We start from the raw sequence: 17,183 nt of genomic DNA on the forward strand, positions 1-17,183 counted from the left end.
GTAACATTACTGAGATATTCAGTTTACGGCAAGGCGGCGAGAATGGGCAGACGGCAGGGGAATTATCGGAATAGCGCCGCCGCTGGCAATCGGCGGCGGCGGGGTCAGGCTCAGCGGCGGTTGCGCACCAGCTGGTAACGACGGGTCAGATACTCTACCGGCGCACTCCAGATATGCACCAGGCGGCAGAACGGGAACAGCACGAACAGCGTCATGCCCAGCACCATGTGTAGCTTGAAGATCAGCGCCACGCCTTCCAGGTGCGCAGAGGCGCCGGCGTGGAAGGTCACCACCGCCTGCGCCCAGGCCACCAGCTTCATCATTTCGCTGCCGTCCATATGCTGGGCGGAGAACGGAATGGTCAGCAGGCCGAGGCACACCTGCACCACCAGCAACGTCAGGATCATGATGTCGGCGAAGCTGCTGGTGGCGCGCACCCGCGGATTGGTCAACCGGCGCTTCAGCAACAGCGCGCCGCCGATCAGCGTCATCAGGCCGCAGGCGCCGCCGGCGATCATCGCCAGCTTCTGCTTCACGTCGATCGGCAGGAAGGCCTCATACATCCAGTGCGGCGTCAGCATGCCGAGGAAGTGGCCCGCGAAGATGCCGATAATGCCGATGTGAAACAGGTTGGACGCCAGCCGCATGCCCTTTTTATCCAGCATCTGGCTGGAGCCGGCGCGCCAGCTGTACTGCCCGTAGTCGTAACGCAACCAGCTGCCGATCAGGAATACCGCGCCGGCCAGATAAGGGTAGATATCGAAGAAGAACTGATTCAAAAATTGCATGATTAGCGTCCTTTGGTTCCGGTTAACGCATCCGTCAGGTCCAGATACTGTGGTGCCACCGCGCCGGCGAAGCGCCGCTGGTGCGCCGTCTGCTGGGCGGAGGCGCAGCCCTGTTCGCCGAGAAACTTGACCTGCTCCTCTTCCCACACCGCATCCAACGCCTGCGGCGTATCGTCGCGCGCCTCTTGCGCCACCTGGGGCTCCAGCGCCTGTGCCTGCACCTCGCTGCCGGACAACGCCAGCAGCAGATCGAACAGCACCGCATACGGGCTTTCGCGCTGTTGCAGGCGCGCGCCCAGCAGCGCCAGGATCGGCGCGATGTCCTGCAGCCCTTCCCGCGCCTGCGCCGCGCTGCGGCTGGCCAGATACTCCAGATACAGCGGCAGGAAATCCGGCAGTTCGCGGCTGTCGATCTCCAGCCCGGCGGCGCGGTACTGCGCCATCAGGTCAACCATCGCCTGGCCGCGATCGCGCGACTCGCCGTGCACGTGCTCAAACAGCAGCAGTGAGGTGGCGCGGCCGCGATCGAACAGCTCGCAATAGTCGGCCTGCACGTCCAGTAGCGGGCGGGCGCACAGGCGGCGGATAAACAGAATCAGCTGCGCGCTGTGGTGCAGATCCAGCTCGCTGGCCGGCTCCAGCGCTTCGATGAGCGCCTGCTGATGGTCAAACAGGACCTGCTCCGGGTAATCCAGCAGGCGGGCGATCACTTTCAGGCTGATCATGAGGCGTCCTCCGGCCGTGCGGTTTTCGCGGTCACGTCGATGGCGTCGATACGGCGGCTGTTGAACAGGTTGAACTTGCCGTCGCTGCCGTGGCAGCCGTCGCCGAAGCTGAAACCGCAGCCTTTGCTTTCCGGGAAGGCTTCACGCGCCAGCTCGCGGTGGCTCGACGGCACCACGAAGCGATCTTCATAGTTGGCGATCGCCAGGTAGCGGTACATCTCCTGCGCCTGCGCTTCGCTCAGGCCAACCTGTTCCAACGCGCTGGTGTCCACCACGCCGTCGACGGTTTCCGCCCGCTTGTAGTGGCGCATCGCCAGCATGCGCTTCAGCGCCAGCAGCACCGGTTCGGTATCGCCGGCGGTCAGCAGGTTCGCCAGATACTGCACCGGAATGCGCAGGCTCTCGACGTCCGGCAGCACGCCGCTGTGCGCCAGCTCGCCGGCGTCGGCGGCGGACTGAATCGGCGACAACGGCGGCACGTACCACACCATCGGCAGCGTGCGGTATTCCGGGTGCAGCGGCAGCGCCAGCTTCCAGTCCATCGCCATTTTGTACACCGGCGACTGCTGGGCAGCTTCAATGACGCCCTGCGGCACGCCGTCCGCCAGCGCCTGAGCAATCACCTTCGGATCATGCGGATCGAGGAAGATATCGAGCTGGCTCTGGTACAGATCCTTGTCGTTCTCCACCGCCGCCGCCTGCTCGATGCGGTCGGCATCGTACAGCAGCACGCCGAGGTAGCGAATGCGGCCGACGCAGGTCTCCGAACACACCGTCGGCTGCCCGGCTTCGATGCGCGGGTAGCAGAAGATGCACTTCTCGGACTTGCCGCTCTTCCAGTTGAAGTAGATTTTCTTGTACGGACAGCCGGTCAGGCACATGCGCCAGCCGCGGCACTTGTCCTGGTCGATCAGCACAATGCCGTCTTCGCCGCGCTTGTAGATCGCCCCGCTCGGGCAGGTGGCGACGCAGGCCGGGTTGAGGCAGTGTTCGCACAGGCGCGGCAGGTACATCATGAAGGTGTTTTCGAACTGGCCGTACATCGCCTTCTGCAGGTTGTCGAAATTCTTGTCCTGCGAGCGTTTTTCGAATTCCCCGCCGAGGATCTCCTCCCAGTTCGGGCCGCTTTCGATCTTGTTCATGCGCCGGCCGGTGATCAGCGAGCGCGGGCGGGCCACCGGCTGGTGCTTGCCCTGTTTGGCGGTATGCAGATGCTGGTAGTCGTAATCGAACGGCTCGTAGTAGTCATCCAGCGCCGGCACGTCCGGGTTGGCGAAGATTTTCGCCAGCACGCCGACGCGGTTGCCCATGCGCGGCTCCAGCTTGCCGTTGATTTTACGTATCCAGCCGCCCTTCCATTTTTCCTGATCTTCCCAGGCGTGCGGATACCCGACGCCGGGCTTGCTTTCCACGTTATTGAACCAGGCGTATTCCATACCTTCACGGCTGGTCCAGACGTTTTTGCAGGTGACCGAACAGGTGTGGCAACCGATGCACTTGTCCAGATTCAGCACCATGCCGACTTGCGAACGAATTTTCATTTGCTGTTCTCCTGCTGACTGCCCTGCGCGTAGTCGTTGCCTTCGTCGTCCAACCAATCAATGCGGTTCATCTTGCGCACCACCACGAACTCGTCGCGGTTGGAGCCGACGGTGCCGTAGTAGTTGAAGCCGTAGGCCAGCTGCGCATAGCCGCCGATCATGTGGGTCGGCTTCGGACAGGCGCGGGTCACCGAGTTGTGGATGCCGCCACGCTGGCTGGTGATCTCCGAGCCCGGCAGGTTCACGATGCGCTCCTGCGCGTGGTACATCATGGTCATGCCGGCCGGGATACGCTGGCTGACCACCGCGCGCGCCGTCAGCGCGCCGTTGGCGTTGAAGGCCTCGATCCAGTCGTTGTCCGCGATGCCCAGATCTTTGGCGTCGTCTTCGCTCAGCCAGACGATCGGGCCGCCGCGCGACAGCGTCAGCATCAACAGGTTGTCGCTGTAGGTGGAGTGAATGCCCCACTTCTGGTGCGGCGTCAGGAAGTTCAGCGCCTTCTCCTTGTTGCCGTTCGGCTTGCTGTTGAGCAGCGGCTGCGCGGCGCGGGTGTCGATCGGCGGCCGGTATACCAGCAGGCTTTCACCGAAGGCGCGCATCCACTCGTGGTCCTGATACAGCTGTTGACGACCGCTGATAGTGCGCCACGGGATCAGCTCGTGCACGTTGGTGTAACAGGCGTTGTAGGAAACGTGTTCGTCTTCCAGACCGGACCAGGTCGGGCTGGAGATGATTTTGCGCGGCTGTGCCTGAATGTCGCGGAAGCGAATTTTCTCGTCTTCCTTGTTCAGCGCCAGATGCCGGTGATCGCGGCCGGTGACATTGCTCAGGGCCTCCCAGGCTTTTACCGCCACCTGGCCGTTGGTTTCCGGCGCCAGCGACAGGATCACTTCCGCCGCGTCTATTGCGCTCTCAATCTTCGGCCGCCCCGCCGCCGGGCCGTCGGCCTTGACGTAGTTAAGCTGCTTGAGGAAGTCGACCTCGGTTTGGGTGTTCCAGCTGATGCCCTTGCCGCCGTTGCCCAGTTTGTCCAGCAGCGGCCCCAGCGAGGTGAAGCGCTCGTAGGTGGCTGGGTAATCGCGTTCCACCGCGATGATGTGCGGCGCAGTTTTGCCCGGGATCAGATCGCACTCGCCTTTCTTCCAGTCCTGCACGCCGTAAGGCTGCGCCAGTTCGGCGGCGGAATCGTGCTGGATAGGCAGGGTCACCACGTCGGTTTCCTGGCCCAGATGGCCGACGCACACCTCGGAGAAGGCCTTGGCGATGCCCTTGTAGATCTCCCAGTCGCTCTTCGAATCCCAGGCCGGATCGACCGCCGCCGACAGCGGATGGATGAACGGGTGCATGTCGGAGGTGTTCATGTCGTCTTTTTCGTACCAGGTGGCGGTCGGCAGCACCACGTCGGAGTACAGGCAGGTACTCGACATGCGGAAATCGAGCGTTACCACCAGATCCAGCTTGCCTTCGCCGCCCTGCTCGCGCCATTCCACTTCCTGCGGCATCACGCCGCCCTGCTGGCCGAGATCTTTCCCCTGAATGCCGTTTTCGGTGCCCAACAGGTATTTGAGCATGTACTCATGGCCCTTGCCGGAGGAGCCCAGCAGGTTGGAGCGCCAGACGAACAGGTTGCGCGGGAAGTTCTGCGGATTGTCCGGCTGCTCGGCGGCGAAGCCCAGCGTGCCGTTCTTCAGGCTGTCGACGGTGAACTCGACCGGCGACTGACCGGCCGCGCGGGCCTGCTCCGCCAGGCGCAGCGGGTTGGTGCCCAGCTGCGGCGCCGAAGGCAGCCAGCCCATGCGCTCGGCGCGCACGTTGAAGTCGATCAGGCTGCCACCGAAGCGCGACTTGTCCGCCAGCGGCGACAGCAGCTCGTCGGTGCCGACGGTTTCATAGCGCCATTGGCTGGAATGGTTGTAGAAGAACGAGGTGCTGTTCATGTGGCGCGGCGGGCGCTGCCAGTCGAGGCCGAACGCCAGCGGCAGCCAGCCGGTTTGCGGCCGCAGTTTTTCCTGGCCGACGTAGTGCGCCCAGCCGCCGCCGCTCTGGCCGACGCAACCGCAGAAGATCAGCATATTGATCAGGCCGCGGTAGGTCATGTCCATGTGGTACCAGTGGTTGACGCCGGCGCCGACGATGATCATCGAACGGCCGTGGGTCTTCTCGGCGTTTTCCGCGAACTCGCGGGCAATGCGAATGATGTTGTGACGCGACACGCCGGTGATCTGCTCGGCCCAGGCCGGGCTGTAGGCCTTGACCTCGTCATAGTCGGCGGCGCAGTTGGCGTCGCCCAGCCCGCGCTCGAGGCCGTAGTTGGCAAGCTGCAGGTCGTACACGCTGGTCACCAGCGCTTCGCTGCCGTCCGCCAGCTGCAGGCGTTTCACCGGCAGCTTGTGCAGCAGGATCTCGTCCAGCGCCACGCTGTTGAAATGCTCGCTGTCGGCGCCGCCGAAGTACGGGAAGCCCACCTCGGCAACGTCGTCATGCATGCCCAACAGGCTGAGCTGCAGCTCGACTTCCTGTTGCGACTTGCCCTCGCGCTGTTCCAGGTTCCACTTGCCCTTCTCGCCCCAGCGGAAGCCGATGGAGCCCTGCGGCGCCACCAGATCGCCGCTGCGGCTGTCGATAGCGACGGTTTTCCACTCGGGGTTGTTTTCCTGGCCCAGCCCGTCCACCAGATCGGCGGCGCGCAGCAGGCGGCCGGCGGCGTAATGGCCGCCTTCACGCGCTTCCAGCAGCACCAGCATCGGCATATCGGTATAGCGGCGCACGTAGTCGCGGAAGTAGCCGACTTCGCGATCGAGATGGAACTCTTTCAGCATCACGTGGCCCATCGCCAGCGCCATCGCGCTGTCGGAGCCCTGCTTCGGATTCAGCCAGTGGTCGCACAGCTTGGCGACTTCGGCATAGTCCGGCGTCACCGCCACGGTTTTGGTGCCCTTGTAACGCACTTCGGTAAAGAAGTGGGCGTCCGGGGTGCGCGTCTGCGGCACGTTGGAGCCCCAGGCGATAATGTAGGAGGAGTTGTACCAGTCGGCGGATTCCGGCACGTCGGTCTGCTCGCCCCAGGTCATCGGCGAGGCCGGCGGTAGATCGCAATACCAGTCGTAGAAGCTCAGGCAGGCACCGCCGATCAGCGACAGGTAGCGGGCGCCGGCGGCGTAGGACACCATCGACATCGCCGGGATCGGCGAGAAGCCGATGATACGGTCCGGGCCGAAGGTTTTGGCGGTATAGACGTTGGCGGCGGCGATCAGTTCATTGACCTCCTGCCAGCTGGAGCGGACGAAGCCGCCGCGGCCGCGCGCCACCTTGTAGCTTTTGGCTTTTTCCGCATCGCCGACGATAGAGCCCCAGGCCGCGACCGGATCGCTGTGCTGCGCTTTCGCCTCGCGCCACAGCTTGAGCAGACGCTTGCGCATCAGCGGGTATTTCAGCCGGTTGGCGCTGTACAGGTACCAGGAGTAGCTGGCGCCGCGCGGGCAGCCGCGCGGCTCATGGTTGGGCAGATCGGGCCGGGTGCGCGGGTAGTCGGTTTGCTGAGTTTCCCAGGTCACCAGGCCATTCTTCACGTAGATCTTCCAACTGCAGGAACCGGTACAGTTCACGCCGTGGGTGGAACGCACCACTTTGTCGTGCTGCCAACGGCTGCGATAGCCGTCTTCCCAGTCGCGGTTGGTGTTCAAGGTCTGGCCGTGATCGCCAGAAAAAGGCTCCGCCAACTGCTTGAAATAGCGGAAACGGTCTAAAAATTTGCTCATCCGGAATGCTCCTGAAGGCTCTTGTCGTTATAAGAAGACATGCTCAATCTGCCGCCAGCCTACTGACGGCCAACCGACGGCAAATTGATTGCGATCAAGAGAAAGCGGGAGGCGACGCGCGTATCGGGTGAGAAATACCACCAAAGTATAGGTGCGGGATGTGATGTTAATAGATTGAATTTAAATGAATAAAAGAGGCTGTCATGACAAAGACTGGCGGAAGGGAGGCAAGGCGGGGTATTTGGGGGTAGGACGCGGGAGAACCCTCCCGCGTGACGTTCACTCGACGCATTCAGCGCTGGAGCCACAGCGTCGCGGTGCCCACGGCGGGCAACGCCAGCGTGATCTCCGCCCCCCCATCCTGCTGCCGCCAGCCCGCCGGAAGGCGCAATCGGGTGCTTCCCTCTCGATAGTAAGGATTGGCTACCAGCAGCAAGGCGCGATCGCCCAGAATAAACATCCGCGCCGGCATTTGCGGATCGCTTCCCGCCAGCGGCGTCGATTTTCCCGTCAGCAGATAAGGGGTGAAAGCGGCGATTTGCTGCGATACGGCAGCCACACCGCGCCAGGTGGCGTCAAACTCCCGTTGGTCGAAGCGGCCGGTTTTACGCTTGTAAAACAGATCGGTATAGGAATAAAACAACAGCCCCTTGGCACCGCCGATCAGCGCCTGCCAGGCCTGATTGCGGATTTCCGCCTCTGACGGCGGATGTGGCTTACGGCGGGCGTCATAAGCGGCGTGATCCATGATTTGCATCACCACCCAGGCCCCGCGCGATTGGCGGGCGGCCTGCACCGTGAGTGCGGTATAACGCGTGGTGCGCGTCAGATCGCTATCGTTCCCCACCGGGTAAGGGTCGGTCGCCAAAATGTCGCTGCTGTTGAAGTGTGCGTCCAACTCCCCGGTTTTGTTCAACACCTGGAAGGTGGGATGATCGCCGTCAAGCTGCTTTATTTGCAGGTTTTTTTCCTCGATCTTATCGAGATATTCCGGCCCCAGCTCATCGTTGATGTACCAGGCGAGCAGGTTGGGCTGAGAGCGCAAGCGCTGCACGTACCAGGCCGTCAGCGCCGCGTAGTCACCACCGCGCGCGGGCGGCGCGAAGCGGCTGCCGCGGTACTGATCTTTGACGGAGTAAATAACCAACAGCCCGCGCTGGCGTGCGTTGCGGAAAAAGGCATAAGGATCTTTCTTCTCCCCATAATCATAATTCAGCACCGTGTTGAATCCCGCCGATGCGATGCGCGCCAAATGCTCATCGGTAGCCACGTTGGCGTAAATACCCAACGGGAAAAGCCGTTGACCATCGCGCAGGGTAAAGCCTTCGCTGTCGATCGCCACTTTGGCCGCAGGCTGCCCTACGCGAAAAGACAGCTCGCTGTCCTGTGCCGGCTGGGATTGCTGCCCGGTGACCCGCTGGCGCAGGCGGTATTCCCCCTGGGCCAGGCCGGTCGGCAGTGGGTATTCGATACGGCGCTGCCCTTCAACCTGATAACGGTCGCGGCTACTGTGAACAACCTGCCCCTCGGCATTGAGCAATTCGCTGTTGACCTGCAAACGCTGCGGCTGCGAAGTGACCAACAGCGTGTCGACCTTCCCCTGCGCCGACGCGCCGAGCTGATACAGCGCCGGCGTAGACGCTCGAGCACACGCATAGGCGTCGTCAAACCAGGCGGTACCGGTGCTCCCCTTGCGCAGATAGACGCCAAAAGTGACTCGCGCCGCCTGCGGCGGCACGGTATAGCTGGCGCTCACCTGCCGCCAGCCGCTGTCGCCGGTCACCCCTGCCGGATAGCTGCCTTCCAGAAAGCGCCCCTGCGCATCGAAGCTCTGCAGATAAACCCCGGCGCCGCCGTCGCGGCTTTGCCCGCGTACGCCATGGGTCTTGAGCCAGACGCCGAAATCGATCGTCTGCCCGGGCGCAACCCGCAGCATCTGACTGAAGGTGCGGTACTGCGCGGCATCTGCATTGTCATAACGCAGACTGCCACGGCCGCTGTGCGCATCGCCGTCGGCCTGTGCGCCCTGCGCACGCCAGCCGCTGAGCCCCTCCTCAAAGCCGGGGTTGGCCAACAGATTGAGTTGGCAGCTCTGCGCCAGAGCCGAGGCGCTCCACCAGGCGCAGCAGCCCAGAGCCGCCATCTGATACATCCCCTTCATGGTCATTTCCTTTTCACCACGGCGTTGAACAGGTAAGTGGCGAACAGATAGCAGGATTTCTGGTAAGACAGCCCCAAATGCTGACGGTAAATCCGCCATTGCCAGTCCGCGGCGCGGATTTTGTTGCCCGACAGCGAGTGGGTAGACAATCGGTAACAGGCCAGCGGTTCGGGAATGCAGTAGGCCAGCCCGTTACGCGCCTTCTGCAGCACAGCCAGCCACATCAAATAGTCCTCATGACCCACTTTTTGCTGATACACCTTACCGATGCGCTTCTGGTTGTAAATCCCGGTGAGATTGCCGATCCAGTTGCTTTTCAACATGTCCTGATAGCCAATAAGTTCATCCGCACCACGGGTGTTTTTGATCAACTTCAGGTCGTCTTCGAAGGTGTAATAATGGGAACACACCACGTCGTAGCGGCGGGTTTGCAAAATGCTCGCCTGGCGCGACAGCTTGTTGGGGAGCCATACGTCATCACTGTCGCAGAAGGCGATATAGTCGCCTTTCGCCACCTCAATGCCGATGTTGCGCGTTTCCGCCACGCCCTGGTTATGCTCATTGCGTATGTAGGTGAGGCGATCGTGGATAAACGGCCGCACCACCTCGGCAGTGTCGTCGGTGGACGCATCATCGATCACATACAGGTGATAATCGGTAAATCGCTGATTCAGCACGCCTAGAATCGACTCTTTAATAGAGTTCGCCGCATTGTAGGCCGGCATTATCACGGATATCTTTTCCATTCTGTCCTCACTCGGTGAGCTGTTGCCACTCGGGATAAATACGTTCGGGAGAAAAACGACGGGACATCTCTAACGCGGCGAGAGAAAAGTGCTCACGCAAACCCGGATCGAGCATCAGTTTGATCACCCCTTCGCTGAAGGCGGCGGCGTCGTCATCGGGCACCAGATAGCCGTTGACACCATCGTCTATCAACTCGGCCGGGCCGGTCTTGCAGTCGTAGGCCACCAGCGGCAGGCCGAAACTCATGGCTTCGATCAGCACCATCGGCAACCCTTCATAGCGAGAAGTCATCAGATACAGGCTGGCTTGGCGATAATAGGCCGCCACGTCGGCGGTGGCCGGCAGCAGGCTCACCTGCCGCTCCAACCCGGCGTCTTCAATCTGCCGCCGCAATGCGTCGCGCTCCGGACCGTCGCCAATAATCAGCAGCCGCCAATCCGGCGCCTGCGCCGCCACTCCTCGCCACAACGCGATCAGACGATCGAAGCCTTTCTGATTGCTCAATCGCCCCACCGCCAGCGCCACCTTTTTCTGCAGCGTCGGCGTCGGCGCCTGCGTGCCGAACGGTGAAACGTTCTCGATCACCCGACATTTCCCGGCCCCCACCCAGCGAGCGATGGCATCGCTATCTTGCCGCGTCAGGAAAATCACGCGGTCACCCAGCCGGTAAACCAGCAACTTCAACCACTTAAATACGCGCGGATACTGGTGAAAGCTGACGTGTTCACTCAACAGCAGCCGGCTGCGGGCACAGAACAAACGCAGAAAAGGCGTCATCACCACCGACAGTTTCCCCATGGAAACGGTAATGATCACGTCCGCGCGTTCACGCCGCAGGGCCATCGCCAGCCGCCATGGCCAGAACAGCGAATCGCCGTCGCCGCAGCGCAGCCGGACGTCGTTCGCCAGCGGAAAGAAGCTCCGCTCGCCAAACAGCGAAAACAGCGCCACCTCGTAGCCCGGCAGACGCGCCAGCGCATTGGCCAAACCGCTGGCGACCCGTTCAGTTCCACCCTTGCCCGCTATATTTTCGATAACGATGATTACCTTGCGTGGTTGCATATCATCTCCTGAATCCCTGGCGCACATTGCGCAGCAGCCGGCCGCCAACCGAGAACAACCCCAACCGCGCCAGACAATCGCCATACCATTTGATCATCTTGAACTTGCCGCTCAGGCTGCGCCGCACGATGCGCGACGAGTAATAATTGAACGCCTGGGCGTTCTCCGAATACAGCGAGGCCAGCAGGTGTTTGCAGGCGAACCCGCTGATATGCCGATCGCTGGGACTGAGGAAGGTATTGATAAAGCGATCGCTGGCCTCCAGATTAAGCTTCGCCGTCATGCGCCCGTAGCGCCCTACGTCGAGAAACACCCCTCCGCCGGCGTCGTGCGCCACATGCGCGCCCAAATTGGTGGCATTGACCAAAAAACCCCAATCCTGATGCTTATTGAGGAACTCGGGAAATAAAAAGCGGCGATCGCTTTTTTTACGTATGCTGATGGTGGATGAACGAATATCGCCCATTTCCAGAAAAAGAAAATCTTCGCCGGAAGAGCCGGATTTGTAGTGGAAGTTGAAGTCACGTACCGAATCGCCGCTCACCTCCGCATAGTTACCGAAGATAATATCAATATGGCGATCTTCATGTTTATTCATGCGGCGGATAATATAGTTGGTTGTGAAGTAATCATCGGAATCGAGAAAAAACACGATCTCCGATTGCGCCAACTTGATGCCTAAGTTACGCGATACCGCCGCATTGCTCTTCTTTTTTTTCTCGTGCAGCATCACGTTGCTATTGGTTGCTGCTATCTGGCGAATATATTTGATATCATCCTCGTCAGAGCAATCATCAACCAAAATCACCTGATAGTCGAACCCCTGGCAAGCGTTGAAAACCCGCTTCAGAGTTTTAGGCAGATAGCGTGCACTATTGTAAATAGGGATCACGATCGAGAAATCCATTTCTTAACCCTCTAATTTAGAATTTATCATTTCTTTTCCACGGCAAAGCAACAATAACGACACGTTAAATACCGGGACCAAAAAATAGGTTTCCGTCAACGTTGTTAACAGGAAAACCACCACCACCCAGCGCATGAATCGACTCAGCTTGCGCATGTTACCCAACAGGTGAAAATAACAGAAAAGCATGACGACAGAGGCGATGCCACCGGCCGAATAAAACATGGCAATGAAGAAGAAATCGACGGGTTTATAAGGTTCTATATTCATGCCGAACAGCGGATTGGGTAACCCCACCGACTGAAGCATCTGCCAGGAGAACCAGACTCGCCCGGTCAACGCCTGGTTCAAGAGGACGTCCAATGCCGGATTGCTGCCCCAGAGCATAACGCTGGCGAATTGAAAGCCGACAATAACCAACGTCAGCACGATGCAGACTTTTCTATTGGGGGCCACACGCAGCAGCGGCGCCAGCCAAAACAGCAATAACATCAACAACGCCAGCATAAAACAGGTGCGAGAATAGGAATACATCAGCACCGGGAGAATTAACGCCGATACCGCCAACGACGCAATATTTTTCATTCCACGCGTTAATTTCGCATGGTCGATCAGGCACAGCAGTGTGGCGAACAAGGCAAAAGAATAATACGCCAGGGTATTCGGGTTATCGAAACCCAGCGTTAATCTGTTGCCGTAACGTTCATCAAGATAAACAAACCCATTGGTGTAAAAGCTATAGGGAATGACCATCAGCAACCCTGCCACCAAAAAGGCGACAGCAAACATTTCAGCGCCACGTCCCATGTCTATGCGGCGAAATAAAATGATCACCGCCGTGCTGAATACCGCGCCAAACAGATAATCCCCATGCCCGGTGGCAATATTAACCAGAAACAACAGAGCCAAAAAACCCGCAACCGCTTTTTCCGCCAGCGTAGCGATAAAAAATGCATAACCGACATAGAGCAACATCAGGCCATTAAGCCCCATCACGGTTTTATTAATCAGCTCGCTGTTGAACGATCCCGAGGTCAGGAAAGTTTTCACGAAAAACATCAGCAGAAAGGTCAATACGATGGATTGATTGACTAAATCCCGCGACTGATTATAACCGGGGTTGGCATGCATTTGAAAATTGGAGGCGACTCTTTGCATAAGTGTTTACTCAGTAAAATAACTGCCCCATTCCTGCTCAATGTTTTTCGGCATCAGCTTGCTTAACCCCGCGCCAGGCGTAAACGTCAACTCACCGAAATACACCTTCTCGCCGACCTGGTAGAAATCCACGCGGACATAAGAGAACTGCTGCGCTGCCTGGCGAGCCAAACGCGTCATTTCGTCCAGCCGCGTAGGGCGCGGCATCGGTTCGTCGGCATTCGGCAAGCTGATACGGATTTCGGTGCGGTTCCAGTCGATATCGAAAATATCGCGCCGATGAGTGCCGAAACGCTGATAATCCACCTGGATGAACATGCGAATTTCATGATTGTCGTTGAAACAATGAAACTTGATATCGTTCGGCACCTGCTCGCCATCCAGCAACAGGCGCTCCACCATGATGCAGGGTTCGATATCCAGATAATGCTTTTCGCGACTCTGCTCGTAAAAGTTGCTGCGCATCCACGCGTTGCTGAGATCGTATAACTCCGCGTAGCTAACCTGCCGCTTGTCGAACACCAACCGGTTATAACCGCTGCCGTGGTTGGCCTTCAGCACGAAGGCGTTGGGCAATTGCCTGAACATGTCGTAGCTGAGCTCAGTGCCATGCGCATACAGTTCCACCAGATACTCCTCGCCCCACAGACCGGCGATAAATTCACGTACCTTGAACTTGTCCGACAAGGTGGTGTAGATGCTGCGCGGATAAATTTTGCGACGCATGATCTTTTCGCTGAAGCCGGTCGGTTTTGACAGGTGCGGCAGCTTCTTGAAATAGAGCGCGTATTTAACCTGATGGTGCCAGGCATCGGGCAGGCGCTTGGAAATGTTTTTAACCAGGATGTTTAACATGTTCTCTCCTTAATTTGCTGACAAGACGCGGCAAGCAGTAAAAACAGGTCAGCTGCAGTCGGGTAATTTTTCCGCCACGGAATAAACTGTTCAGCACGAAGAACGAAATGAACTCCGCCAGCAGCGTAGACACCGCCGCACCGATCAGGCCGTAGCGCGGGATCAGCAGCAGATTCATCACCACGTTCGCCACGGCCACCAACGGCATCTTGATGGCGATAAAGCGATAGCCGGCGAACAGCACGATGCTGCGGTACGAAACCGTCCCCATGACCGAGAACAGCGAGGTCAGCGTACAAATAGCCAGGATGCTGGCGGCCGGTTGGAAAGCGGCACCGTACAGCAGCGCAATGGCCGGGTGAGCGAACCACCATAGGCCCAGCAACACCGGCAACGACAGGCCCAAGACCACCAGATAAAGCACCCGGATACGGTATTCCTGCTCCAACGGATCGCGACAGCTGGCAATGCCCGGCATCAACGAGGTGATCAGCGCCATCGGCACGAACACCCAGCCTTGGCTGAGGGTGGTGGCAGCACTGAACCAGCCTACCGCCTGCTCGCCGACCAGATTGCCCAGCATGATTTGATCGATGCGGGTATAGATCACTATCGACAGGCTGGAGATGGCCAGCGGCAGGCCCACCTTGAGCAAATAACGGCCATAGCGCCCGGCCTGGCGCGGCGTAACCCGCGGCGAGGCCGCAGCTTCCCCACGGAATAACCAGAGGCGCGCCAGGTAAGGTACGGCGCTGCTGAGGATGTAGGGCACCGCGAACCACACCAGCGGCAGCGCGGCGCTCACCAGTGCCAGCCGCAGCCCGATCGACAGCAGCAGCGCCAGGTTGTTGATCAGCGTATTGCGTTTCGACTGCAGGCGGGCATCGTAATAAATCTTGTACACGTCCTGAATCGAGAAATAGGCGCTGACAAGCAGCAACAACGTCATCAGTTGGCTGGCGGGCGATTGGCTGAAATAGCTCCATGTCAGTATCGGCAGCGTCACCGCCAGGAACAGCCAACGGCGCAGGCGTATTGACGCCAGCATCAGGCGAATGCCGCTCGGCTGTCGGCGGGCGACGCGGTTGAAAATGATGCTGTCGGCGCCCAACTGCACCAGTGGCACCACGATGGCAATCGTCGCCAACAGATAGTTGAGCGCGCCAAACTGCGCAGGCCCCAGATAGCGCGCAACGTAAATGGAGACGAAGATGCCGGACAGGCTGAGCGAAACGCGTTCGAGCATCAGCCACAGGGCATTGGTGATAATGGCCTTCACCCGCTTATTCCCCTGCCTGTGGGCGATCTTCCCGATGGCTTGGATAGGCGAAGTTGTAGTAGCTCATGTCGGTTGCCGCCTTTTTCACCATGCCGTTGAGGATCACGCCCTTGATCCCCACCCCATTCTGTTCGAAACGGCGCATGCTGGTTTCAATCTGCTTGACGGTGTTGACCTCAAAACGCACCACCAGCAGTGAGGTGCCGGCGTGATTGCCGACGATCGCCGCATCCGTCACCGCCAGAATCGGCGGCGTATCGATCAGCACCAGATCGTAGTTTTGCCCGGCCCAGCGCAGAAAATCGGCGAAACGGCGGTGCATCAGCAGTTCGGACGGGTTCGGCGGCACCTGGCCGCGCGGCACGAAGTCCAGATTGGCGATGGCGGTTTTCCGCACCGCCTGTTCCGCCATCACGTTGCCCACCAGCAGGTCGGACAGGCCCTGATGCCCGTCATCCGCCAGCCAGCGGTGCAGAAAGCCTTTGCGCATATCGGCGTCGATCAACAGCACCCGCTGCCCGGCCTGCGCCACCACCACCGCCAGGTTGGTACTGGTAAAGCTCTTGCCGCTTTCCGGGCTGGCACCGGAGACCATCAGAATGTTGTTCTTGGCCTCCATCATGGCGAAATGCAGGCTGGTGCGCAGGCTGCGGATCGCTTCCACCGACAGATCCGTCGGTTCGGCCACCGCCAGGATCGGCAAGCGCCGGCCGCCGGATTTGGGCAGCAAATGACGCTGTTCGCGGTTGCGCTTCACCTGCCACGGCGACAGCGGCACGGTGGCGTAGACGTTGATGCCCCGTCTCTCCAGGGTATCGATGTCATTGATGCCGCGATGGAAAGCCGCGCGCAACAGCACGACCGAGGCGGCGCCCGCCGCGCCCAGCAGCAGCGCCAACAGCACGATCAACGCCTTTTGCGGCTTAATCGGCCGGATAGCGGTTTCCGCCTCGTCGATGATGCGAACGTTGCCCACCGTGCCGGCCTTGCTGATGCTCAGCTCCTGCTGCTTGTTCATCAGCTGCATGTAAACCTGCTGATCCACCTGCACGTCGCGGGTGAGGCGCAGGATCTCCTGCTGCATTTTCGGCAGCGTCTGCACCTGTTTACCCAGCCGCGCCTTTTCCGCCTCCAGCGTGGCGCGCTTTTCCAGCAGCGCCCGGTAAGCCGGGTGCGCGCGGGTATAGAGCTTGGAGATCTCCGCTTCCTTGAAGGTCAGCTCGTTGAGCTGGGCCTCGAGCTGCACCTGCGTGTCCAACACCGATTTGGCTTCCAGCGACAGATCCACCGAGTCGTTTTGCTGGCGGAATTGATTGAGCTGGGTTTCGGCGTTGTTCAATGAGGTTTGCGTTTGCGGCAGCTGCTCTTGCAGGAACGCCAGCATACGCTGCGTCTCTTCCGTTTTGCGATCCACGTTCTGCTGCAGATAGTTGTCGGTGATGTTCTTCAGCATCGCCTCGGCATTCTGCGGATCTTCGCTCGGCAGCGTAAAGGTCATGATGCCGCTGTCCTTGCCACCCGACGCCACGTCCAGGTATTTACGCAGATCGTCCACCGCTTTTTGACGCGCGACTTTGACCACGGTAAAGCTGGCGCCCGGCGCCGCGTCCAGCGCCGAGACGGTCATGTTCCAACCGCCCTGCGCCACCGGCTGCCCGACCACGCCGCTGAACAGCTTGTCGCCGTCATGGCTCAATTCGTAATGCTGTCCGTCGCGCACCGTCAGCGTCAGCGTTTCGTCCAGCATGTCCTCCGGCGTCGTCAGCGTGGCAATGTCCAGGACCGGCGGCTTTTCGCCGCTCAGCCGGGCAAAGCCTTTGCCGAACACCGGGAAATAGTCCGGGCTGACGCGCACCGTCAGGCCGAGGGCGTCCACCGTTTTGCCCAGCACGTAGCGTGACTTGACCAGCGTCACCTCATCCTCCGTCGCCGAACTTTGCCCCATCGAGCTGTCCAGCGTTTCACGCAGCAGCGAATCGCCGGACAGCTGCTTCTCCACCTGCACCACCGCCGTGGCCTGGTATACCGGGGTGGCCAGCAGGGCGTAGGCGACACCCAGCACGCCGGCCAAACCGGTCACGGCGGCGATCCGCCAACGGTTATCCCACAGCGGCCCGATCAGGCGCTCCCACTCCAGCTTTTCATCTTGTTCGGCCACCATCACGGACAGCGCATTGTTTTTCATCTTCTGTTCCTTATTCA

General features: G+C 59.9%; 12 protein-coding genes. All 12 read right to left on the reverse strand.

Features of this window, described 5'->3' with window-relative positions:
• Nucleotides 1-110 precede the first annotated feature (110 nt).
• Nucleotides 111-788: a respiratory nitrate reductase subunit gamma gene (narI, locus tag C3F38_RS17170; protein WP_019452883.1), complete on the reverse strand. Its 678-nt coding sequence runs from the start codon at nt 786-788 to the stop codon at nt 111-113.
• A gap of 2 nt (nt 789-790) precedes the next feature.
• Nucleotides 791-1,513, reverse strand: a complete 723-nt coding sequence (narJ, locus tag C3F38_RS17175; RefSeq protein ID WP_038876990.1) for a nitrate reductase molybdenum cofactor assembly chaperone — start codon at nt 1,511-1,513, stop codon at nt 791-793.
• Complete coding sequence (gene narH / locus C3F38_RS17180; protein ID WP_047730502.1) at nt 1,510-3,054, reverse strand: nitrate reductase subunit beta; 1,545 nt, start codon at nt 3,052-3,054, stop codon at nt 1,510-1,512. The genes narJ and narH overlap by 4 nt, the downstream gene beginning before the upstream one ends.
• Nucleotides 3,051-6,812: a nitrate reductase subunit alpha gene (locus C3F38_RS17185; RefSeq protein WP_055316822.1), complete on the reverse strand. Its 3,762-nt coding sequence runs from the start codon at nt 6,810-6,812 to the stop codon at nt 3,051-3,053. Before C3F38_RS17185 ends, narH begins: the two co-directional genes overlap by 4 nt.
• 292 nt (nt 6,813-7,104) lie before the next feature.
• Nucleotides 7,105-8,964: a carbohydrate binding domain-containing protein gene (locus C3F38_RS17190; protein WP_055316826.1), complete on the reverse strand. Its 1,860-nt coding sequence runs from the start codon at nt 8,962-8,964 to the stop codon at nt 7,105-7,107.
• Between the two features lie 11 nt (nt 8,965-8,975).
• Nucleotides 8,976-9,719, reverse strand: coding sequence for a glycosyltransferase family 2 protein (locus tag C3F38_RS17195; RefSeq protein ID WP_103767520.1), 744 nt, complete (start codon nt 9,717-9,719; stop codon nt 8,976-8,978).
• Between the two features lie 7 nt (nt 9,720-9,726).
• Nucleotides 9,727-10,782: a glycosyltransferase family 4 protein gene (locus C3F38_RS17200; RefSeq protein WP_055316824.1), complete on the reverse strand. Its 1,056-nt coding sequence runs from the start codon at nt 10,780-10,782 to the stop codon at nt 9,727-9,729.
• A 1-nt stretch (nt 10,783) separates the two neighbouring features.
• Entirely contained in the window at nt 10,784-11,689 is a 906-nt protein-coding gene (locus C3F38_RS17205; RefSeq protein WP_038876980.1) for a glycosyltransferase family A protein, read from the reverse strand.
• Between the two features lie 3 nt (nt 11,690-11,692).
• On the reverse strand, nt 11,693-12,847 hold the full coding sequence (locus tag C3F38_RS17210; RefSeq protein ID WP_047730499.1) for a hypothetical protein: 1,155 nt from the start codon (nt 12,845-12,847) through the stop codon (nt 11,693-11,695).
• Nucleotides 12,848-12,853: 6 nt separating this feature from the next.
• On the reverse strand, nt 12,854-13,702 hold the full coding sequence (locus C3F38_RS17215; protein ID WP_038877335.1) for an ATP-grasp fold amidoligase family protein: 849 nt from the start codon (nt 13,700-13,702) through the stop codon (nt 12,854-12,856).
• Nucleotides 13,683-14,981: a flippase gene (locus C3F38_RS17220; protein ID WP_038876976.1), complete on the reverse strand. Its 1,299-nt coding sequence runs from the start codon at nt 14,979-14,981 to the stop codon at nt 13,683-13,685. Before C3F38_RS17220 ends, C3F38_RS17215 begins: the two co-directional genes overlap by 20 nt.
• A gap of 4 nt (nt 14,982-14,985) precedes the next feature.
• Nucleotides 14,986-17,166, reverse strand: coding sequence for a polysaccharide biosynthesis tyrosine autokinase (locus C3F38_RS17225; RefSeq protein ID WP_047730498.1), 2,181 nt, complete (start codon nt 17,164-17,166; stop codon nt 14,986-14,988).
• Nucleotides 17,167-17,183 lie beyond the last annotated feature (17 nt).

The organism is Serratia sp. SSNIH1, from assembly GCF_002935055.1.
GTDB classification, from domain to species: Bacteria; Pseudomonadota; Gammaproteobacteria; order Enterobacterales; family Enterobacteriaceae; genus Serratia; species Serratia nevei.